Origin of the sequence: Variovorax sp. PCZ-1, from assembly GCF_018413605.1 — a bacterium.
In the GTDB taxonomy this organism is placed as follows: domain Bacteria; phylum Pseudomonadota; class Gammaproteobacteria; order Burkholderiales; family Burkholderiaceae_C; genus JANMDU01.
Genome location: NZ_JAHCDN010000001.1, coordinates 532,622 through 552,841, shown reverse-complemented (window position 1 = coordinate 552,841; position 20,220 = coordinate 532,622). Strand labels below are relative to the sequence as shown.

Here is a 20,220-nt window from a genome sequence, read left to right as displayed (position 1 = left end):
TGACTCGTGTAAGCCTGAAATTGCGCTAAGACCGCGTAACATCACAATATGAAGAAAACCAATCTCCCAGTCGTCAACATGTCTGAAATGGGAGGCATCCGCTATTTGCACCTTGGCACAGAATGGGTGCAAGGCAGCATGCTGATTGATATGCCTTTTGCCATTGAGCTGGAATATGTGCAGCGCATGATGGCATGGCTGCTCTTCTTCGATCCGCTCAAAGTCAAGAAGCTGCATGCCTTGCAGCTTGGCTTAGGCGCGGGCACGATCACCAAAGCTTGCTACAAAACGCTGAAGATGAACACCACGGTTTTGGAGATCAATCCTGCCGTGGTGGCGGCTTGCCAGCATTGGTTCAAACTGCCACCGCAAGATAAGCGATTGCACATCATCCTAGGTGATGCCATGAAAACGCTCTCAAATTGGGAGCACTCCGCGCAGGAAATACGCCAACAAAACGCTGATTTGAGCAGTAATTTTATTGATTGCGCTCAAGTGGATTTGTATGATCACGAAGCCGCCGCACCGGTGCTCGATAGCGCAGAGTTCTACAAGTCTGTTCGCAGCACGCTGACTGACGAGGGCATCATGACCGTGAACCTCTTTGGCCGCAGCAGCAGCTTTGATCGCAGTCTCGCGCAAATCAGTGCGGCCTTTGGCGAAGAAGCCGTGTGGAGCTTTAAGCCGACGAAAGAAGGCAACACCGTGATCCTTGCGCAGCGCACACCTTCGCGCCCAAAGCGCGATCTGCTGGCAGCACGCGCGGAGCTGATCGAAAGCAGTTTCGAGTTGCCCGCTCGCAAATGGCTGCGCCTGCTGAAACCACTCACAAAGTAGCCCAAAATAGTTGCTACCATGTGCCTATGAACGCCGTAGCCACCCCCGCCAAACCCGCCCTCGTCTCGCATCGTGGCCCGCTGGATTGGCGGCATATCGTGCAATGGCTGCAAGCCGATGGCGTGATCTCGCTGGCCGAGGCCAAGCGCACAGTAGATCGATGCTCTAAGGCCGAGAGCGCGCAGCATCCCTTGGTGCGCCTCACAGCTGTGGCCATGACGCGAGCTGCAGATGGCAAGCCGCTGGACATCGAAGCACTCACGCAATTCCTCGCGCTCAAAGCAGGTGTGGATTATTTCCGCATTGATCCGCTGAAGGTCGATGTGGGCAAGGTGGCTGAGACGATGAGCGCCACCTATGCTGAGCGTCACGGCATCTTGCCGGTGCAGGTGCTGCCCACACAGGTGGTGGTGGCGACAAGCCAACCCTTCATCAACGATTGGATCGATGAGGTTGAGCGCCAAGCCAAGCGCAGCGTACGCGTGGTGGTGGCCAGCCCGCAGGATATTCATAAATTCACCGCAGAGTTTTTCGCACTCGCTAAATCTGTACGCAACGTCACCAAGGCCGGCGGCAGTTCAGGCGGCGCCAGCTTTGAGCAATTGGTGGAACTCAACAAAACCAACAAGCAGCTCGACGCTAACGATCAAGGCGTGGTGCAGGTGGTTGATTGGCTCTGGCAATACGCGTTTGATCAACGCGCCAGTGACATTCATTTGGAGCCACGCCGCGAGCAAGGCGTGATTCGCTTCCGCATTGATGGTGTGCTGCACGCCGTATACCAAGTGCCGCTACAAGTGATGAATGCGATGGTGGCGCGCATCAAACTGCTCGGCCGCATGGATGTGGTGGAGAAGCGCCGCCCGCTCGATGGCCGCATCAAAACAAAAAATCCGCGTGGCGATGAGGTTGAAATGCGCCTTTCCACCCTGCCCACCGCTTTCGGCGAAAAGATGGTGATGAGGATTTTTGACCCCGACAACGCGGTGAAAGATCTCGAGGGCTTGGGCTTTTCAGAGCACGATGCCACACGCTGGGAAGAGCTTGTGAAGCGTCCTTACGGCATCATCTTGGTGACAGGCCCGACCGGCTCTGGCAAGACGACCACGCTGTATTCCACGCTCAAACGCTTGGCCACAGAAGAAGTCAACGTGAGCACGGTGGAAGACCCGATTGAGATGATCGAGCCTGCGTTCAACCAAACCCAGGTTCAGCATCAACTCGATTTTGGTTTCGCCGAGGGCTTGCGCGCGCTCATGCGCCAAGACCCCGACATCATCATGGTCGGCGAGATTCGGGATTTAGAGACGGCAGAGATGGCGGTGCAAGCGGCTCTGACCGGTCACCTCGTTTTCTCCACGCTGCACACGAACGATGCGCCCAGCGCAGTCGCGCGTTTGATGGAGTTGGGCATACCGCCTTATCTCATCAACGCCACCGTGCTCGGCGTGCTCGCCCAGCGCCTCATGCGTACGCTGTGCTCAGAATGCAAACAGCCTGCAGACAACAATCCTGAAGCCATCAACGAACTCATCAAGCCTTGGAAGATCAACGCAGGCTACAAGCCTTACAAGCCAGTAGGCTGCGTCGATTGCCGCATGACAGGCTATCGCGGCCGCATGGGCGTGTATGAGCTGCTCACCGTCACCGAAGCCTTCAAAGCTTTGGTCAACAAAGAAGCCAACATGGATGCCACGCGCAAACAAGGCATTACTGACGGCATGCGCCCTCTGCGCTTAGCCGCTGCGCTGCGCGTGGCCGATGGGATGACAACGATTGAAGAAGTGTTGACTTCTACGCCGCTGATGAGTTGAAGCTTGGCAGCTTCAAGCCAGATCAAGCCGTTTGCAAATTTCAGTCACTGTTGCCGCTTGGTTCATGCTGTAGAAATGCAAACCTGGCACACCTGCGTTGCGCAGTTGGTCGCACAAATCTGTCACCACATCCAAGCCAAAGGATTTGATCGAGGCTGTATCGTCGCCAAACGATTGCAGACGCGTACGAATCCAGCGGGGAATTTCTGCACCGCAGGCATCGGAGAAACGCATCAGCTGGGATGAATTCGTGATCGGCATGATGCCTGGCACGACAGGAATGGTTGCGCCAAGCTTGTGCGCATCATCGACAAAGCGGAAGTAAGCATCGCTGTTGAAAAAGTATTGCGTGATGGCGCTGTTCGCACCAGCTTTCACTTTCATGGCATACGCCAGTAAGTCTGTCTCGGGGGATTTAGCCTGTGGGTGCATCTCAGGATAGCAACCCACTTCGATGTGGAAGTGATCGCCCGTTTCAGTGCGGATGAATGCAATCAATTCGCTGGCGTATTTGAATTCACCAAACGCACCATAGCCGCTGGGTAAATCACCGCGCAGCGCCACCATGCGCTTGATGCCAGCTTCCTTGAACTGCGCTAACTGAGCACGCACGCTTTCTTTGCTAGCGCCAATACAACTGAAATGCGGAGCTGCCTCAAAGCCGTCTTTCAGAATGGCTTGCACGGTCTGCAGCGTGCCATCTTGTGTCGAGCCGCCTGCGCCATACGTCACGCTGAAAAATTGCGGTTTGAGTTCATAGAGCTTCTGGCGCACGCCAACCAACTTCTCAGCACCTTCTGGTGTTTTTGGGGGAAAGAATTCAAAACTAACGGGAAGCTTGTCCATGTTCACTCCTTAACAGCGTGCACGAAAAATTCGCGGTTGCCGTCTCCACCCGCTATGGGGCTTTCAAAATAATTCTTGACGGTGAGGCTGTGCTGCGCATAGCTCTCACGAATACGCTGCTCGACTTGTCTGTACAAAGAAGCATCTTTCACGATACCGCCTTTGGCCAAATCACCGGGTTGCAATTCAAACTGCGGTTTCACGAGCATGAGCACATCGGCATTTTTGGCGAGCAGATCTGAAAAGCGCGATACGAGCAAAGTTTGCGAGATGAACGATACATCGCCCACAAGCAACTGAAAGCGCCGTTTTTTTAGATCAAATTGGCCATTCGCCGGCACAGAATCTGCGCAAGCAGCTATCAAATCAGGAGTATTTAACTCTCTGGCATTGATTTTTTCTAGGCAAATCACACGTTCGTCAGCTCTGAGCTTGGGATGCAACTGAGCATGCCCAACATCTACACCTACGACCAAGGCTGCGCCAGCTTGCAACAAACAATCCGTAAAGCCGCCCGTGCTTTGGCCAATGTCAAAGCAAAGCTTAGCATTTGCTGAGATACCACTTTGAGCTAATGCGCCTTCAAGCTTTAAACCGCCGCGAGACACATACTTCGCCTCAGCCGCATTAAGCAACTCCAGCTCCGCATCGTCAAACAACTCATCGCTCTTGTTCACAGCCCTCCAACCCTCTCGTGTGAGCGTGCGCACACCCGAGTCAATCAATCGCTGCGCCTGACTGCGCGAAGCAGCCAAGCCGCGATGAACTAAAAGTTGGTCAGCTCGCATAGGCTAAGTACAAAAAACCGGACGCAGAAATCGCAGAGGTTTCGCAGAGAGCGCAGAAGGGAACCAAGAATGGATTTCTCTTTTCTGCGTCTCGCGTAACTTTTGCGTCCTCTGCGTCCGGTATTTTTCTTCTAGCTAGAGCTTAGTAGCGGTACGTATCAGCCTTGTAAGGCCCAGCCACTTTCACGCCGATGTAATCTGCCTGCTCTTTGGAGAGCTCGGTCAGCATCGCGCCCACTTTCTTCAAGTGCAGGCGAGCCACTTTCTCGTCGAGATGCTTAGGCAACACATACACCTGGCCTACCTTGTAGTCTTTGGACTTCGTGAACAACTCGATCTGCGCAATCGTCTGGTTCGCAAAGGAAGAAGACATCACAAAGCTCGGGTGGCCCGTGCCGCAGCCCAAATTCACCAAGCGGCCTTTGGCCAACATGATGATGCGCTTGGCAGGATTCTTGCCCTTCTTCGGGAAGATCACGTGATCAACTTGTGGCTTGATCTCTTCCCACTTGAGTTTCTCAAGGGAAGCGACATCGATTTCATTGTCAAAGTGACCGATGTTGCAAACGATGGCCTGGTCTTTCATGGCCTCCATGTGCTTGTAGGTGATCACGTTTTTGTTGCCGGTGGCAGACACGAAAATATCAGCCTTGTCAGCTGCGTATTCCATCGTCACGACTTTGTAGCCTTCCATGGCGGCTTGCAAAGCGTTGATCGGGTCGATCTCGGTCACCCAAACTTGTGCAGAGAGTGCGCGCAGAGCTTGAGCGGAGCCCTTGCCCACGTCGCCGTAACCTGCCACAACTGCTACCTTGCCAGCGATCATCACATCGGTCGCGCGCTTGATCGCGTCCACCAAAGATTCGCGGCAGCCATAGAGGTTGTCGAATTTAGACTTCGTCACGCTGTCGTTCACGTTGATCGCGCGCAGAGCAAGCGTGCCCTTGGCAGACATTTCATTGAGGCGCAGCACGCCTGTGGTCGTCTCTTCCGTCACGCCGATGATATTTTTCAGGCGACGTGAATACCATGTTGGGTCAACCTTTAGCTTGGCCTTGATCGCTGCGAACAATTGGATCTCTTCTTCGCTGCCAGGCTTGGCCAGCACTTTGATGTCTTTCTCAGCCTTAGTACCGAGGTGCATGAGGAGCGTGGCATCGCCACCGTCGTCCAAGATCATGTTCGGGCCTTCTTCGGGCGTGCCTTTTTTGCCCGTGAATTCAAAAATGCGATGGGTGTATTCCCAGTAGTCTTTGAGGTTTTCGCCCTTGTAGGCAAACACCGGCGTGCCAGCCACCACGAGAGCAGCAGCAGCATGATCTTGTGTGGAGTAAATATTGCAAGAAGCCCAGCGCACATCAGCGCCCAGTGCTTCCAAAGTCTGCACCAACACAGCGGTTTGAATCGTCATGTGCAGCGAGCCAGTGATACGCGCGCCCTTCAAAGGCTTCTTCTTGGCAAACTCTTCACGAATCGCCATCAAGCCGGGCATTTCTGTCTCGGCAATAGCAATTTCCTTCTGACCCCAGCTCGCGAGAGACAGGTCAGCAATTTCGTAATCTTGATTCTTGATCGGCTTCAAAACAGCGCTCATGGTTAACTCCAGTGGTTAAAAATAAATCCACAGAAACCGCGCATCGAACCCATCTGGGAGGCTCACCACACGATATCAGCGGGTGAGCGTCGTTGCAAAACACATAATGTGAGTTCCGAGCCTCACGCCATGCTTCTCATCAGGAGAAGAGGCGCTGCAACGCTCCTCGGAGGCCTATATTTTACTGCTTTTCCACCAAGCTCGTTGAAGGGCTTTTGCGATTCAACCAAGTTCTCAACAGGCTTCGACACCAGCCATAGAGCAAAGCAATGGCAACGATCACGATCAACCAATTACTCATCGTAAAACCCGGCTGATCAAAGCGCACAGGAAGTTTTGTCATTTCCACCAGAGCGCCGCTGCCGATCAGTGCGGTCAATGCCACAGTAAATTGCGCCCAAACTGGCAGTCTCTGCTCATGACGCACTTGATCAGCTCGCTTCCGCCGCCAAAGCAGTCGAATCACGACAGCCGCAGTGATACAGACCAAGACCAATCCCACCACAAATTTACCCACCGCAAAGCAAATTGCCGCACCGCCGCCTGGAACTGCGACTTGAAGAGCCATACCTGCGACTTCCAACAGCGCATTGGCAGAGTCTTTGAGTTTGGATTTAAGATGGAAGTTTGGCAGGAGTTTCATCAGGGCAGAGTTTAGCAACTGCTTGATCTGATAGGAGCAGTTCGCATCAAATTTCAAGCCTTTTAAGCAATTTGCCTTTATAGAATATGCGCAGAGTGCTACTATTTTCATAGTAGCTTAACTCTGGCCAATTAACACACAGCCATCAAGGTACGTTTAACGCGACGCGCTGGCACTGCCGCACGTGGCACAGCCAAACGCATGCCGACCATCATCATACGCACAGCGTCGTCCGCTGCGCGGGTGAGCAGACTGCCTGCTTTCAAGATCGCTTCATCTAGCGAGCAAGGGCGCTTCAGGATGCTGGCGAAGGCATCGATGCCGTATTCAAAATTGCTGGCCACGCCTTTACCAATCGTGCCTGCGAGCGCAATCACAGGCAGACCACGCAGCTTGGCACGGCGCGCTACTTCGGCGGGGATTTTGCCGTAAGGCGTTTGGCCATCCAAGCTGCCTTCAGCGGTGATCACCAAATCGGCTTCTTCGATCAAACGATCCAGCTCCAAATAATTCATCACGATGTCGTAGCGTGGATGCAGCAAGCCGCCAAGCAAGCCAGCAAACGCTGCGCCCAAGCCGCCGGATGCGCCGCCGCCGGGGGCGCTGCTCATGTCGATGCCTGTGGCTTCAAAAATTCGGCGCGAATAATTGATCAAAGCGGCATCAAGGATTTCCACCTGCTCTGGCGTTGCACCCTTTTGCGGGCCAAACACGCGCGCTACGCCACGCTCGCCCAGCAAAACGTTGTGCCAGTTCACAGCGGCATCAAGCTGCACTTTATTCAAACGTTTGTCGAGACCACTGAGATCAATCTTGGCGATGCGCGTCAGCTCTGCACCGCCCTGCCCAACCTCTTGGCCATTGTCATCCAGCAAGCGTGCGCCCAAAGCCTGCGCCATGCCAGCGCCGCCATCATTGATGCCCGAATCGCCGCAGCCCAGCAGGATCCGCTGTGCGCCAGCGTCAAGTGCAGCGCGGATCAATTCACCCACGCCGTAGCTCGTGGTCTTGGTCGGGTCTCGCTGATCGCGCGGCACGAGGCGAAGGCCAGCGGCAGCGGCCATTTCAAGCACCGCAGTTTTCTGGATGCGGCCACCCAAGATGCCAAAGAAAGATTCCACGGGTTGGCCAACCGGGCCAGTCACCGTGCAGGTGTGCATCGTGCCTTGCGTGACTTTGACCAGCGCTTCGGTGAAACCTTCGCCGCCATCCACCATCGGTGCGCGCACGACATGAGCGAGCGGCATAGCGCGTAACACGCCTTCTGCGATATGGTCTGCCACTTCAGGTGCGCCGAGGCTTTCTTTAAAACCAGATGGGGCGATCAAAATATTCAAGCTCATGATGTAACTCCTAAAAAATGCGCGCTGTAATGAGTGCGTATAAGGAAAACGACAATTTGATGACTCTATTCCGCGCTGAAACGTAAGACTTTGCAAACGACTCAAACTGATCTCAGCGTGTGCAGGTGAGGCTTTCGGTCACGAGCGGCATACCAAGCGCAGGCCAGACCATCATGGAAAATACCAGCAGCAGTACGAGCATCACAGGCAGCAGCCACAGACTCAAGCGCCAAAGATCGGCAGCTGAAATGCCAGCTTCTTCATGGTTAGCAAACATGGCCACAGGTTTGGCGCTCACCGTAAAGGTTTGGCAAAAACCACTGGCGACGACTGAGAGGAAGATCAAAGCTTGCACATTAACCTCGCCCATTGCAAATGGCACAGCGATAGTCGGGATCAACACCAAGGCACGCGCCGTGCGGGAAGTGATCACGCAATGCGCCAGCAAGGAAATCAAACTCACAAAAAGCACAATCGCAATCGGCTGGCTACGCCAAGCTTGGGGCATGAGCTCTTGCACTTGGCCAGCCAGTGCTTGAGCCGCGCCTGAATGCAACAGCGCCTCCCCCATCACCATGGTGGCTGCCAAAAAGAGGATCAAATTCCACTCCACCGCTTTGAGTGCTTCTTTCAGGCTGATGCCTGTGAGCTTCTTGGTCGTAACTGCTAATGCTGCTAAAAGAGCAATCAAGGCAGGCTCCAGCCCCAAGCTTCCCGAGAATGTCCACAGCAAAATGGTCGTGAGCAAAATGCCAGCCACTGCCATTTGTTGACGCGAAAACGCTGGCTGCTCTTGCGCAAGCAGCGTAACGGCTTGAGTCTGTTCAGCAGGTTCAACAAACAAATGCAAGATCAATTGCTGCGCAGCAAAGCTAGACGCAACTGCGAACGGCACACCTAGCGACGCCCATTGTGCAAAGCCGGGCACTTGCAGCTTCATCTGGCTCATCATCTCCACAGCCACCAAATGCGCACCCGCACCCAAGAGCGAAGCGCAGGCAGAAAGCAAAATCACGGTGGGAAACAGCAAGGCAAGACCGCGCCGCGCGCTGGGCGCATGCAAAAGCTGTGCAATCAAAACATAAACTGGTAATAGCAGTGCAGCACGACCAGATGTGGATGGAATGATGAAAGCAGAGGCAATGATCATCCATGTCACGCGCGTGTACAAAGCACGGATACTTAATTGCACTAAGGGCTGCCCTAAGCACAATGCCATCATCACCCAGCGCCCAGCGACCCCGCTTTGTTTCAAAACAGCGGCCAGAATGAACGATGCAATCAGCAACCACACAAGGTTGTCGCCCATGCCTGCGTAGAAGGCCTCGGGTGTTGTGGCGTTCAAAGCAATCAAAGCCAAACCACCTGCGATGGCGACGGGTGTTTCTTCCAAGCGCAGGATTGACCATGCAATCACGCATGCCGCAAACACAGTGAGCGAGACTTTGCCAGTCGTGGCCAGATCGTCTAAGCCCCAGTAAATAGCAGCCGAGCTGATCAGGATAGCCACAGCCGCCCAGAGCCAGCGCGAATGAAGCGCTTTTTCGCCCCATGTGCGAAGCTGCTCGTTGGCCACGAGCCGCGAGAAGTATTGCTGAAGTGCAGCGCGATCAAAGGTAGAGGTGGTCATGGTGAAATCCTTGTTGCGTATCTATCGAATACGCTTAGGCCGCCGCCTTATTCCTCACAAGCTGCGTTAAGTTGACTCCAGTTGTAACAAACCGCGAGCCAATTCAGCTTTAACCAGATTTAGCCTGCATGCCGGATGACGGCATTTTGCACACTGCACCCATTTGCAACAAGCCGTGTCCAAACATCGAATCAAACCCTGCAGGGCCCAAATCCAAGCTGGTCTTGATCAAATGCTGATGCACAGCCGCAGCGCCAGATTTGCCCACGCCATTGGCTTGCAACAAGGCCGCTGCGGCAGAAACGAAGGGCACGGCGTATGAGGTTCCTGAGCGCAGCACAGTTGCTGATGCATCCGTTGTGTCAGCCACCTTCACATCCACACCAGGAGCAGACAAACTCAAATGCTCCCCCCGCACCGCGCGGCGAAACACCTGCAAATCCGTGCGAACAGCCGTCACAGCAATCACACCGGGATAGGCCGCAGGAAAACGCGGTGAAGCTGTCGGGCCATCATTGCCCACGGCAGCCACCAAGATCACGCCACGCTTTTGTGCAGCTTGAATGCTGCTTTCAATCAGCATGTTGTGTGGCCCAGAGAAGCTCAGGTTCACCACTTTCACACCACGCTGAACCAGCCAATCGAGTGCGGCAGCAAAATCAAAAGCATCCATACGATTGTCTGAGCGAGGGCCTTGATGGAAGGCATCCACGGCCAATAGCTTCGCACGTGGCAAGAGCCCAGGCAACGGCCCTTCGGGCTTGCCAAGCATGAGGGAGGCAATAGCTGTACCGTGAGAAGCATCTGAGGCAGCGCGATCTGCTGCGCGCGCTGAATGAAGCTCAATGGCCTGCCCGTGCAAACTGGCATGCTGGCGGTCCACGCGCGTGTCGATCATGCCAATCAGCACACGCTGGTTGCAAGAAGGCGTATTCCCCCAGCCCACCATCGACTGAAAACTCGCTGCTGTAGATGCGTCCTGAGCAGATTGATTGGTGGTGTAAAAATGATTGCGATCCACCAAAGATAGAGGCGAGATTTTCCGAATTTGCTCAATAGCAGCATTGATGGAAACACCTGACGGCAGCTTCACGCGATCTACTTGCGGGCCAATCAAGCGGGAGTTGCGCTGCACAATCACTTGGTAGTTCAATTGCGTCAGTTGTGTGCGTTGTCTGGCTGTTAGACCTGCGGCCAACACCTCATTACGCTCAGCATCGCTGCCGCCAAGAAAGCTCAAAAAATTAGGTAACCTACCAGCAGATGGATTGGGATTGTTGCGTTTATCCGTGCCGCCTCCCGGATCAGCCGTGTTGCTACTCGTCGAGCTGCTTGTAGATCCTGAGTCATCACTGTCATCGTCTGCCCAAGCTGAGCTCATCCATATGGGCTGATCAGGATTCACACTCAAGGCTTGCGACAGACCATCAAGCGCCAAAACTGCAACAAAGAGCCAGGCGCACACGCAGCGTGCACTTGAAGACTGCTTTGTATTTGGCCACCTGCTTTTCATTCGCGTAGCATAATCAGCCACGCTAATTCAAGCACTGGAAATTTGTATCAAACTAATTTTCTTAAGGTTTTCGCGGAATTTTTCCTCACTTAGCACGTATGTCAATGCATTGGATCACTGGAGTTTGTTTTGCCCGCTGAGATCGGCCAGCCTCTGATTGAACTGTTGCCACGGCTACGGCGTTATGCGCTGGTGCTATGTCGTGATGGTCATCTGGCGGATGATTTGGTGCAAGCCGCATGCGAACGCGCGCTCGCCACCGCCAACGGGCCTGACGACTCTGTGCCATTTGATGCGTGGATGTTCACCATTGCGCGCAACATTTGGATTGATCGTGGACGCAGGACCAAAAGTGAAGGAACGCATGATGATATTGATGACCATTTGGATGCGGCGGTGGCCCCAGACATCAACGCCGAGCTTCAGGCGCGCAACGAGTTACAACACATTAACGCCGCCATCGAGCAATTGCCTGCAGAGCAGCGAGAAGTCTTGCTGCTCGTTTGCGTGGAAGAGCTCAGTTACCAAGAAGCTGCCGATGTACTTGGCTTACCGCTCGGGACTGTGATGAGCCGCCTATCTCGTGCGCGCCTGAAGCTCGCTAACCAATTTCGCCCTGAAGTCGCATCATGAATTCTCAACTCACCGATCCTACGCATGCGCCCGATGACGCGCTGCTCATGGCCTATGCTGACGACAAGCTCGCGCCTGAAGAACGCGCGCGTGTTGAACGCCTCTTGGAAACCCAGCCAGAGTTACGCGCTTTGGTCGCAGCATTTAAAGAATCCGCGACGCAAGCGCGCACCCATTGGCCCACCCCAGCGCCTGCAGTACCTGCCGCATTGCAAGCCAATGTGCTGGCCATGATTGCGAAAGCACAAGCGAATGAAGCTGCTGCGGCTTCCCAATCCGAGGCGCCGCGCCCCGCGTTGCCATTAGCCACGCCTGCCCCCGAGTCTCTTCAGCTGCAACCAGCGGCCAACAACAGCTGGTATGCCATGGTAGCCACAGTAGCATTCGCAGCCGTAGGCACCTTGTCTTACTTCGCTGGCGCGCATCAGGCCGGCGGCTCTGCCATCAGCAGCGCGCCCAGCTCAGCACTGGTCTTGACGGCAGATGCCTCGCAAACCTCGCAATGGCAAGAGCACCTGAACCGCTCGCCAAGCGGTGTGCTCTTGCCACTGACAAGCAGCGATAAAAATGTATCCAAACAGATGAAAATTTTGGCGACAGTGCGCGATGCTCAAGGCAACTTATGCCGCGAGTTCAGCATCGATCAAACCAAAGGGAGCACGCTAGGCGTTGCTTGCCATCAGGCTGATCAAAAGACTTGGCAAGTGCAATTCGCAGCGCATATGCCTGAACAAGCCAATGGCTACACACCAGCATCCTCTGCGCAAGTGATGGATGCCTTCATCAGCTCCATCGGAGCTGGGGCAGCACTGGCTGCAGACGAAGAGAAAAAAGCACTGGCTGGACTTGGCGCTAAGTAACGAGATACATCAAACAAAAAATGCCACTTGCGATCAAGTGGCATTTTTCATGGCGCCGAATAAGTCTAAGGCTTAACGCTCGCCACGCGCTTGCGTACGATACCAGCCTTCACCCGCGCTGGTCGAGCGAGCAATCTTTTGGCGGGCGAGCGCTTCCTCCTCTGTTTCAGCGCGCACCGCGCCTTGCATCGCTACATCACTGCGCTTAAATGGAATCACCTGCACCAAGGGCATGCCTTTTTCAAGGGTGTAAAGCCCATCTTGAGCAATCGCAAAGAATGGGAAATTAATCAGGGAGGTGTATTCATCCGTATCCACCACACCAGCGACGATTTCCACCACGCCGTTGGGGCGATTCATCGGCGGGATGAACAAACAGCTATAGCCTTTAGGTGTGCGGATGTTCCAAAAATTATGGAATTTGCAGGGAGGGCGCGGCTGCGCGGGATGGCCAGCAACCTGGTAGCTGTGATGGTTGCTTACCAAAGTGCGATCAAAATCCCAGCCGCAATCTACTTTGCGGCCTTCGTCTTTGATATCAATGCGCACCGTCGCAGGCAGGGGCAAAATCCAGCCCGCCATCAAAGCATCGAGGAATGGCATGCAGCGCTTCACAGTCAGCGCGTTGTCGGATGTGCTGATCCGACTCTTGTCCACTGGTGGAAGACGCTTAAACCATTCAGGCATGACCTCGCGCGCCGGCACGGGCTCAGCGATCACATCTTTATCGCCTGCTGTGCACAGAAACTCAATCAAGGGTTCAGATTCGTTATTCATGACAATCTCTCTAAATGACAAACCATAAAGAAAAGCCGCCGAGGCGGCTTTTCGTTGCTCCTGCGATGATGGGTTTTACTACATCATCCGACTACTTTCAATCTGAGCTGTTGCTGCTCGAATTGGAGCCGCCGTTATCGCTCGAGTTTGAAGAACTGTTTCCGCTGGAATTAGAAGAGCTGTTCCCGCTAGAGTTAGAAGAACTGTTACCGCTCGAATTGGAGGAGCTATTGCCGCTGGAATTCGAGCTTGAGTTAGAGCCAGAGTTCGAAGAGCTGTTGGATGAACTGTTCGAGCTTCTACCCGCGCTGGAGTTAGACGAACTGTTGCGACTAGAGTTGGCGCTGCTGTTTTTCGAGCTGTTACGGCTCGAGTTAGCGCTGGTGTTGCTGGAGCTGTTGCGGCCTCCCCAAAAAAATGAGACTACTTCTTCTTTGTCTTGCTTGGCCCCTGTTAAAACTAGGGGTTCTTGAGTCATACCCCATGCTTTTACATGGGGGTTGTAAGCTTTCGCCCCGCCGCTGACTATCAATCCGGCTGTGGTTGCGGCAATCAGAGTGAATTTACTGTTCATGATGAGCTCCTATCAAAAAAATAAGACCTGCCGATGCTGTATCGCAATACAAACACCAGGTCAGAGAAGCATCACCACGATTCAAACAAAAACGCAAAAATTGTGGTCATGCGAATAGAACACGTGGACGCCAAAAATATATTCCGCATGGAATGCAAGCAGAGGTAACTTGAAATTCATTCGAATCTGCGCGAAGTTTTACAATGTAGCCGCTTGCTACATTTAATTGCACAGCTTTTGCGCATGCGATCAGGAATCGACCTTAGGTATGTCGCATAGATTCCAAACCAATAAGCCCTGTTACTTTTCTTTGAGTCTTTATCTTGAGCCTTGCCCACGAAACCCGCCGCCGCCGCACCTTTGCCATCATTTCTCACCCGGATGCGGGTAAGACCACACTGACTGAGAAGCTTTTGCTGTTTTCGGGTGCGATCCATATTGCGGGCTCGGTGAAGGCACGCAAGGCTTCTAGGCACGCGACATCGGATTGGATGGAGATTGAAAAGCAGCGCGGCATCTCGGTGGCATCTAGCGTGATGCAGATGCTGTATCGCGATCATGTGATCAATTTGCTGGACACGCCCGGCCACCGCGATTTCTCTGAAGACACGTATCGTGTGCTCACAGCTGTGGACTCAGCGCTGATGGTGATTGACGCGGCCAATGGCGTGGAGCCGCAGACGCGGCGCTTGATTGAAGTTTGCCGCCAGCGCAACACGCCCATCATCACCTTCATCAACAAGATGGATCGCGAAGGCCGCGATCCGCTGGAGCTGCTGGATGAAGTGGAGCAGGCGCTGGGCATGCCTTGCGTGCCGATGGCTTGGCCTGTAGGGCAAGGCAAGCTGTTTTCCGGCATCATGGATTTGCGCAAAGATCAGATGCGCCTCTTCAAACCCGGCTCCGACAAGCTCGCTGATGAAGGCGACGAGATCGTGCCGTTTGCTGAGAAAGACAAACTGCGCGAGCGCATCGGCACAGAGTTTGAGTTGGCCGAAGGTAATGTAGAGTTGGTTCAAGAAGCTGCACCGCGCTATGACGAGGCAGCGTTTCTCGCTGCCAAGCAAACACCTGTGTTTTTTGGCTCTGCGATCAACAATTTCGGCATTCGAGAAGTGCTGGATGCGATTGCTGACCTCGCGCCGCCGCCGCGCCTTCGTGTGAGCAGCGGACTCAAGGGTGCGAGCGAACGCGAAGTGCAGCCCGAGCAAGATGGTTTCTCAGGTGTAGTGTTCAAGGTGCAAGCCAACATGGATCCCTCGCACCGCGACCGCATCGCCTTCGTGCGCGTGTGCTCGGGCAAATTCACCAGCGGCATGAAGCTCAAGGTGCAGCGCACAGCGAAAGAGCTGCGGCCTACTTCAGTCGTCACCTTCATGAGCCAACGCCGCGAAGCTGTGGAAGAAGCTTTTGCAGGCGACATCATCGGTTTCACCACGCATGGTGGCGTGCAGCTCGGCGACACGATCACCGAAGGCATGGGCAGCCAAGCAGACTTGCAATATACCGGCCTGCCCTTCTTCGCACCTGAAATGTTCCAAGCCGTGGAGCTGGCCAACCCGATGAAATCTAAGCAATTGCAGCAAGGCTTGATGCAACTTGGCGAAGAAGGCGCGATTCAAGTGTTTCGCCCACATGCAGGCGGCAACATGCTTCTGGGTGCGATTGGGCAATTGCAGTTTGAAGTGGTGCAGCACCGCTTGAAAGCGGAATACGGTGTGGAATGCCGCTTGATGGGATCGAGCTACACCGGCGCACGCTGGATCACTTGCGATGATGAAGCTGCGATGCGTGAGTTTGTGAACAAGAATCAAGCAAAATTAGCGCTCGATGGTGTAGATGCGCTGGCCTACTTGCTGACTTCACCCTATGATCTGCGCCTCACTCAAGAACGCCACCCCAAAATCCAGTTCCACGCGCTACGCGAGCACGCGGGCTTGGAATTGCAAGCCAGCTAAGGAAGCACGTTGAAGTCTCTGCGTGAGTGGTCTGTTGAGTGTCGCCGTCAGATCATCGGTGTGTTCACTGACATCGACGACACACTCACTACCGATGGCGCGATCACGCCAGATGCACTGCAAGCTCTCCATGACTTAAATGCGGCAGGGCTTCATGTCATCGCCATAACAGGAAGACCTGTCGGTTGGAGCGAAGCCTTTGCACTCGAATGGCCTGTAGATTGCATCGTTGCAGAAAATGGCTCTGTAGCACTCTTCAAAGGTGATTTTTTATACAAAAATAGCCTTTCGCCGGCAAAGAATCTGCGCGGAGTGCTATCAAAATCATATCAATCAGATGCGATAACGCGGGAACATAACTACACGCATTTGCAGCAGGTGCTGACCCGCATTGAGCGTGAAGTACATGGTGCACAACGCAGTACAGACAGCTTAGGCCGCGAGACGGATATCGCCATTGATCACAGCGAGTTCACTCATCTTTCGCCCAGCAAGATTTCACAAGTCGTCGAGATCATGCAAAGCGAAGGCCTGCAAGCCACTGTCAGCTCTATCCACATCAACGGCTGGATCGGCTCACATAACAAGCTCCAAGGCGCGCATTGGGTCGTTCGCGAGCTCTATGACCGCGATCTGGCGCAGGAGATGGATCGTTGGGTGTATGTGGGTGATTCAACCAATGATCAGTTGATGTTTGAGGCGTTTGACAACAGTATCGGTGTCGCAAACCTTGCCCGCTTCTTCAATGAGCTTAAAGCTTTGCCACGCTACATCACGCAAGGCGAACGTGGCGCGGGCTTTGCGGAAGTAGCTGCTTTATTGAAAGCCTAAGAGTTGTAAACAATCTGCGCATCGCCTGCATGCGCTTGCGCGATCCAGCTGGCCAGAGCTGCGTCTGAAGGGAAGAATTTAGCGCGCTCGCCTAGCTCAATTTCTGCGCAGGCATTTAAGCCGTCGCCTTCTCGCCATACGGCATAGCGCACTGGCAAGCCGCGCAACAAAGTGCCCTGCTCAGTTTCTTCTTTCTTCGGTGGAAACTCTCGCACCATGCGATCCAGATCAGGCGCTTTGCCATTTACCGCCACTTTGAGATAGCGGCCAAACTTGGCGCGCGCCGCGGCCAAATCCCAAATGCGGTTGACCTGCATGCGCAAGCCGCCGGAGAAACGATCAGGCTGCACCTTGCCTTCAAAGATCAGCAGCTCATCGTCTTTGAGGGTCAGCTTATTGGCATTGATCAAATTCTCATCGGCAGTCGCTTCGATCACGCCAGATTTATCGTCAATCTTGAAGATCGCGAGCTTGCCGCGCTGTCCGTTGATCACACGCATGTCGCTCACAATGCCGCAAATGGTGCGCGGCTCGCGCGATTCCATCAGATCATCGACTTTGAGCTTCACAAACTGGCGAACCTCTCTTTCGCTTTCATCAAACAAATGACCTGAGAGGAAAAAGCCCACGGCTGTTTTCTCTAGCGACAAGCGCTCTTTCACTCCCCAAGGCATGGCCTCCACGAGTGGCGGCTCTTGCGTGCTCGCAGCGTGGGAATCCATCATGTCGAACAAACCGCCTTGATTCGCATTGGCTTCTAGCGTCTCGGCAAAATCCATCGCAAGGTCGACTGAAGCTAACAGTGCGGCGCGATTGAGATGCAGGCTGTCAAATGCGCCCGCTTTGATCAGCGCTTCCACAGTACGCTTATTGATCTTGCTGCGCTCTACGCGGGCACAGAAGTCAAACAGACTGGTGAACAAGCCGCCCTCTTCCCTCGCGCGGATAATCGCTTCGACAGCTTGCTGCCCCGTGCCCTTGACAGCGCCCAAGCCATAGCGAATGACTTTATCGCTCACTGGCTCAAAGCGATACAAGCCGCGATTCACATCGGGCGGCTCAAACGTGAGGCCAAAATGATTGGTGGCGTCTTCAAACAGCATTTTCAGCTTGTCTGTGTTGTCCATCTCAATCGTCATATTGGCGCAGAAGAATTCAGCGGTGAAGTGGCGCTTGAGCCAGCCGGTGTGATACGCGAGCAAAGAATAAGCGGCAGCGTGCGATTTGTTGAAACCGTAGCCCGCAAACTTCTCCATCAAATCGAAAATCTCATCGGCCTTGGCTTCAGGAATATCGTTTTTCGCCGCACCTGCGCGGAAAATTTCGCGGTGCTGAGCCATCTCCTCGGCTTTCTTCTTACCCATCGCGCGGCGCAGCAAATCCGCACCGCCAAGCGAATAGCCGCCCAGGATCTGCGCCGTTTGCATCACCTGCTCTTGATAGACCATGATGCCGTAGGTCTCGCTCAGCATTTCGGCCACGAGCGGATGCGGATATTCAATCTCCTCGCGCCCATGCTTGCGCGCCACGAAGCTAGGGATCAGATCCATCGGGCCGGGGCGATACAAAGCGTTGAGTGCAATCAAATCCTCAAGCCGAGTCGGCTTGGCATCGCGTAGCATGCCCTGCATACCGCGACTTTCAAACTGGAACACGGCTTCCGTTTTTCCATCGGCAAACAGCTTGTAGGTATGCGCATCATTGAGCGGAATCGCTTCAAACGAAAAATCTTTCTGCCCTGGATGGCGCTGCACGATGAAGTCTTTAGCCAGCTCCAAAATCGTGAGTGTGGCCAGGCCCAAGAAGTCAAACTTCACGAGGCCCACGGCCTCCACATCGTCTTTGTCATACTGGCTCACGGCTGAATCCGAGCCAGGCTGCTGATACAGCGGGCAAAAATCGGTGAGCTTGCCGGGCGCGATCAATACGCCACCCGCGTGCATGCCCACATTGCGTGTCATGCCCTCGAGCTTTTGCGCCATATCCACCAGTGTGCGCACCTCTTCTTCGCGGTCGTAGCGCTCTTGGAAAACGGGTTCGGCTTTCAAAGCACCATCAAGCGTGATGTGTTGCCCCGGCTTATTCGGGATGAGCTTGCTGATGCCATCGCAAAAGGTGTAGCTCATGTCCATCACGCGGCCCACATCGCGCACCGCCGCGCGTGCCGCCATGGTGCCGAAAGTCGCGATCTGGCTCACCGCCTCCTTGCCGTATTTGGCCTTCACATAATCAATCACACGATCCCGATTGGCTTGGCAAAAGTCAATATCAAAGTCGGGCATGGAAACGCGCTCAGGATTCAAAAAGCGCTCAAACAGCAGTTTGTATTGCAGCGGATCCAGATCGGTGATCTTGAGCGCATAAGCCACAAGCGAGCCCGCGCCTGATCCACGCCCTGGCCCCACGGGGCAACCATTTGCTTTGGCCCACTGAATGAAATCACCCACGATCAGGAAGTAGCCCGGAAAACCCATCTTCAAAATCGTGCCGATTTCAAATTCGAGCCGCGCGAGATATTCAGGCATCTGCTTCTCGCGCTCTGCCGCATCGGGGTAGAGCATCAGCATCCGCTCTTTCAAGCCTTCGTGCGAAGCATGGCGGAAATAGTCTTCTGGCGAGAGCTGTTTCCCATTCACAGGAGGTGTGGGGAAATGCGGCAGCTTGGATTTACCGAGCTCCAGCGTGAGGCTGCAGCGCTTGGCAATTTCCAGCGTATTCGCCGAGGCACTCGGCACATCGGCAAAGAGTTGCGCCATCTCATCGCTCGATTTGAAATACTGCTCCCGCGTGAACTTGCGCACGCGCCGCGCATTGCCCAAAATCTCGCCTTCAGAAATACAGATACGAGCTTCATGCGCTTCGTAATCTTCAGCTTTCAAAAACTGCACAGGATGTGTGGCCACCACGGGCAGCTTCACGCGCGCGGCGAGCTGCACGGCAGCTGCCACATGCGCTTCATCATCGGCGCGGCCTGCACGCTGTAGCTCGATATAGAAGCGGTGTGGGAACATCGTGGCGAGCTGCAGCGCGAGCTCCCCAGCTTTGGTTTGATCGCCTTGCAAGAGCGCTGCGCCGAGTGGCCCCGCCTGCGCGCCAGAGAGCAAGATCAAGCCTTCAGATAGCTCTTGCAACCAAGCGAGCTTAGTCACTGCATTCGCACGAATCGCGTTCTGCGTCCAGCCGCGCGAGATCAGTTCGCATAGATTCAAGTAGCCTGTTTTGTTTTGTACAAGTAGCACGATACGGGAAGTGACAGGCTCCTTCACTGCATCTTTCGCAGCTTCCGCACCGCCCATATCCAGCAGCAACTCCGCGCCAATGATCGGCTTCACGCCCTTGCCGCGGCCTTCTTTATAAAACTTCACCGCCCCAAACAGATTGTTGAAATCTGTGATCGCCAGCGCGCCTTGTGCAAAACCAGCTGCAGTTTTGGCCGCCTCATCGATGCGCACCGTACCATCCACCACAGAAAATTCGGAATGCAAACGCAGGTGAACGAAGGAAGATGGCATGCTGGTCATTTAGTCATTTTAGAGGTTAGAAAAGCAAAAAAATCCGCTACGGCGCATACCGTAACGG

Annotated in this window: 16 protein-coding genes and 1 riboswitch; of the genes, 7 read left to right on the top strand and 9 right to left on the bottom strand. The window is 54.3% G+C overall.

Annotated features, from left to right (window positions below; genetic code table 11):
• Window positions 1–48 precede the first annotated feature (48 nt).
• Window positions 49–837 carry a class I SAM-dependent methyltransferase gene (locus KIH26_RS02745; RefSeq protein WP_213442198.1) on the top strand — a complete coding sequence of 263 codons (789 nt, stop codon included), beginning with the start codon at window positions 49–51 and terminating at the stop codon, window positions 835–837.
• 26 nt (window positions 838–863) lie between these two features.
• Window positions 864–2,651 carry a type IV pilus assembly ATPase TfpB gene (gene tfpB / locus KIH26_RS02740; protein WP_213442196.1) on the top strand — a complete coding sequence of 596 codons (1,788 nt, stop codon included), beginning with the start codon at window positions 864–866 and terminating at the stop codon, window positions 2,649–2,651.
• 12 nt (window positions 2,652–2,663) lie between these two features.
• Here tfpB and metF read toward each other — a convergent pair whose 3' ends face one another.
• From metF to KIH26_RS17135, 7 genes are all read right to left on the bottom strand, one after another.
• Window positions 2,664–3,497, bottom strand: coding sequence for a methylenetetrahydrofolate reductase [NAD(P)H] (metF, locus tag KIH26_RS02735; RefSeq protein ID WP_213442194.1), 834 nt, complete (start codon window positions 3,495–3,497; stop codon window positions 2,664–2,666).
• A gap of 2 nt (window positions 3,498–3,499) precedes the next feature.
• Entirely contained in the window at window positions 3,500–4,285 is a 786-nt protein-coding gene (locus KIH26_RS02730) for a TlyA family RNA methyltransferase (protein WP_213442192.1), read from the bottom strand.
• A 142-nt stretch (window positions 4,286–4,427) separates the two neighbouring features.
• Complete coding sequence (gene ahcY, locus KIH26_RS02725; RefSeq protein WP_213442190.1) at window positions 4,428–5,879, bottom strand: adenosylhomocysteinase; 1,452 nt, start codon at window positions 5,877–5,879, stop codon at window positions 4,428–4,430.
• Between the two features lie 77 nt (window positions 5,880–5,956).
• Window positions 5,957–6,053, bottom strand: a riboswitch (S-adenosyl-L-homocysteine riboswitch).
• A gap of 7 nt (window positions 6,054–6,060) precedes the next feature.
• The gene (locus tag KIH26_RS02720; RefSeq protein ID WP_213442188.1) at window positions 6,061–6,522 is read right to left on the bottom strand and encodes a hypothetical protein; all 462 of its coding nucleotides are present in this window, start codon (window positions 6,520–6,522) and stop codon (window positions 6,061–6,063) included.
• Window positions 6,523–6,653: 131 nt separating this feature from the next.
• Complete coding sequence (locus KIH26_RS02715) at window positions 6,654–7,865, bottom strand: glycerate kinase family protein (RefSeq protein WP_213442186.1); 1,212 nt, start codon at window positions 7,863–7,865, stop codon at window positions 6,654–6,656.
• 112 nt (window positions 7,866–7,977) lie between these two features.
• Window positions 7,978–9,495, bottom strand: coding sequence for an SLC13 family permease (locus KIH26_RS02710; protein WP_213442184.1), 1,518 nt, complete (start codon window positions 9,493–9,495; stop codon window positions 7,978–7,980).
• A 109-nt stretch (window positions 9,496–9,604) separates the two neighbouring features.
• A complete protein-coding gene (locus tag KIH26_RS17135; RefSeq protein WP_213442182.1) occupies window positions 9,605–10,960 on the bottom strand; it encodes a S8 family serine peptidase in 1,356 nt (451 codons plus the stop codon).
• A gap of 177 nt (window positions 10,961–11,137) precedes the next feature.
• On the opposite strand from KIH26_RS17135, the gene KIH26_RS02700 reads away from it, so the two are divergent.
• Both KIH26_RS02700 and KIH26_RS02695 read left to right on the top strand, forming a co-directional pair.
• Window positions 11,138–11,641 (top strand): RNA polymerase sigma factor, encoded by a 504-nt coding sequence (locus tag KIH26_RS02700; RefSeq protein WP_213442180.1) that lies wholly within the window; start codon window positions 11,138–11,140, stop codon window positions 11,639–11,641.
• Complete coding sequence (locus tag KIH26_RS02695) at window positions 11,638–12,501, top strand: anti-sigma factor family protein (protein WP_213442178.1); 864 nt, start codon at window positions 11,638–11,640, stop codon at window positions 12,499–12,501. The genes KIH26_RS02700 and KIH26_RS02695 overlap by 4 nt, the downstream gene beginning before the upstream one ends.
• A 72-nt stretch (window positions 12,502–12,573) precedes the next feature.
• Here KIH26_RS02695 and KIH26_RS02690 read toward each other — a convergent pair whose 3' ends face one another.
• Window positions 12,574–13,278 carry a DUF6065 family protein gene (locus KIH26_RS02690; protein WP_213442176.1) on the bottom strand — a complete coding sequence of 235 codons (705 nt, stop codon included), beginning with the start codon at window positions 13,276–13,278 and terminating at the stop codon, window positions 12,574–12,576.
• A gap of 14 nt (window positions 13,279–13,292) precedes the next feature.
• On the opposite strand from KIH26_RS02690, the gene KIH26_RS02685 reads away from it, so the two are divergent.
• The 3 genes from KIH26_RS02685 (at window position 13,293) to KIH26_RS02675 (ending at window position 16,641) form a co-directional block, all read left to right on the top strand.
• A complete protein-coding gene (locus tag KIH26_RS02685) occupies window positions 13,293–13,751 on the top strand; it encodes a hypothetical protein (RefSeq protein WP_213442174.1) in 459 nt (152 codons plus the stop codon).
• 424 nt (window positions 13,752–14,175) lie between these two features.
• Window positions 14,176–15,810, top strand: coding sequence for a peptide chain release factor 3 (locus tag KIH26_RS02680; protein ID WP_213442172.1), 1,635 nt, complete (start codon window positions 14,176–14,178; stop codon window positions 15,808–15,810).
• Window positions 15,811–15,819: 9 nt separating this feature from the next.
• Complete coding sequence (locus tag KIH26_RS02675; protein ID WP_213442170.1) at window positions 15,820–16,641, top strand: HAD family hydrolase; 822 nt, start codon at window positions 15,820–15,822, stop codon at window positions 16,639–16,641.
• On the opposite strand, the gene dnaE is transcribed toward KIH26_RS02675, so the two are convergent.
• The gene (dnaE, locus tag KIH26_RS02670) at window positions 16,638–20,153 is read right to left on the bottom strand and encodes a DNA polymerase III subunit alpha (protein ID WP_249660918.1); all 3,516 of its coding nucleotides are present in this window, start codon (window positions 20,151–20,153) and stop codon (window positions 16,638–16,640) included. The genes KIH26_RS02675 and dnaE overlap by 4 nt on opposite strands.
• Window positions 20,154–20,220: the final 67 nt, after the last annotated feature.

Coding starts and splice junctions, on each gene's coding strand:
- KIH26_RS02745 (WP_213442198.1), top strand. CDS start 49: ATGAAGAAAACCAATCTCCCAGTCGTCAACATGTCTGAAATGGGAGGC.
- tfpB (WP_213442196.1), top strand. CDS start 864: ATGAACGCCGTAGCCACCCCCGCCAAACCCGCCCTCGTCTCGCATCGT.
- metF (WP_213442194.1), bottom strand. CDS start 3,497: ATGGACAAGCTTCCCGTTAGTTTTGAATTCTTTCCCCCAAAAACACCA.
- KIH26_RS02730 (WP_213442192.1), bottom strand. CDS start 4,285: ATGCGAGCTGACCAACTTTTAGTTCATCGCGGCTTGGCTGCTTCGCGC.
- ahcY (WP_213442190.1), bottom strand. CDS start 5,879: ATGAGCGCTGTTTTGAAGCCGATCAAGAATCAAGATTACGAAATTGCT.
- KIH26_RS02720 (WP_213442188.1), bottom strand. CDS start 6,522: ATGAAACTCCTGCCAAACTTCCATCTTAAATCCAAACTCAAAGACTCT.
- KIH26_RS02715 (WP_213442186.1), bottom strand. CDS start 7,865: ATGAGCTTGAATATTTTGATCGCCCCATCTGGTTTTAAAGAAAGCCTC.
- KIH26_RS02710 (WP_213442184.1), bottom strand. CDS start 9,495: ATGACCACCTCTACCTTTGATCGCGCTGCACTTCAGCAATACTTCTCG.
- KIH26_RS02695 (WP_213442178.1), top strand. CDS start 11,638: ATGAATTCTCAACTCACCGATCCTACGCATGCGCCCGATGACGCGCTG.
- KIH26_RS02690 (WP_213442176.1), bottom strand. CDS start 13,278: ATGAATAACGAATCTGAACCCTTGATTGAGTTTCTGTGCACAGCAGGC.
- KIH26_RS02685 (WP_213442174.1), top strand. CDS start 13,293: ATGACAAACCATAAAGAAAAGCCGCCGAGGCGGCTTTTCGTTGCTCCT.
- dnaE (WP_249660918.1), bottom strand. CDS start 20,153: ATGCCATCTTCCTTCGTTCACCTGCGTTTGCATTCCGAATTTTCTGTG.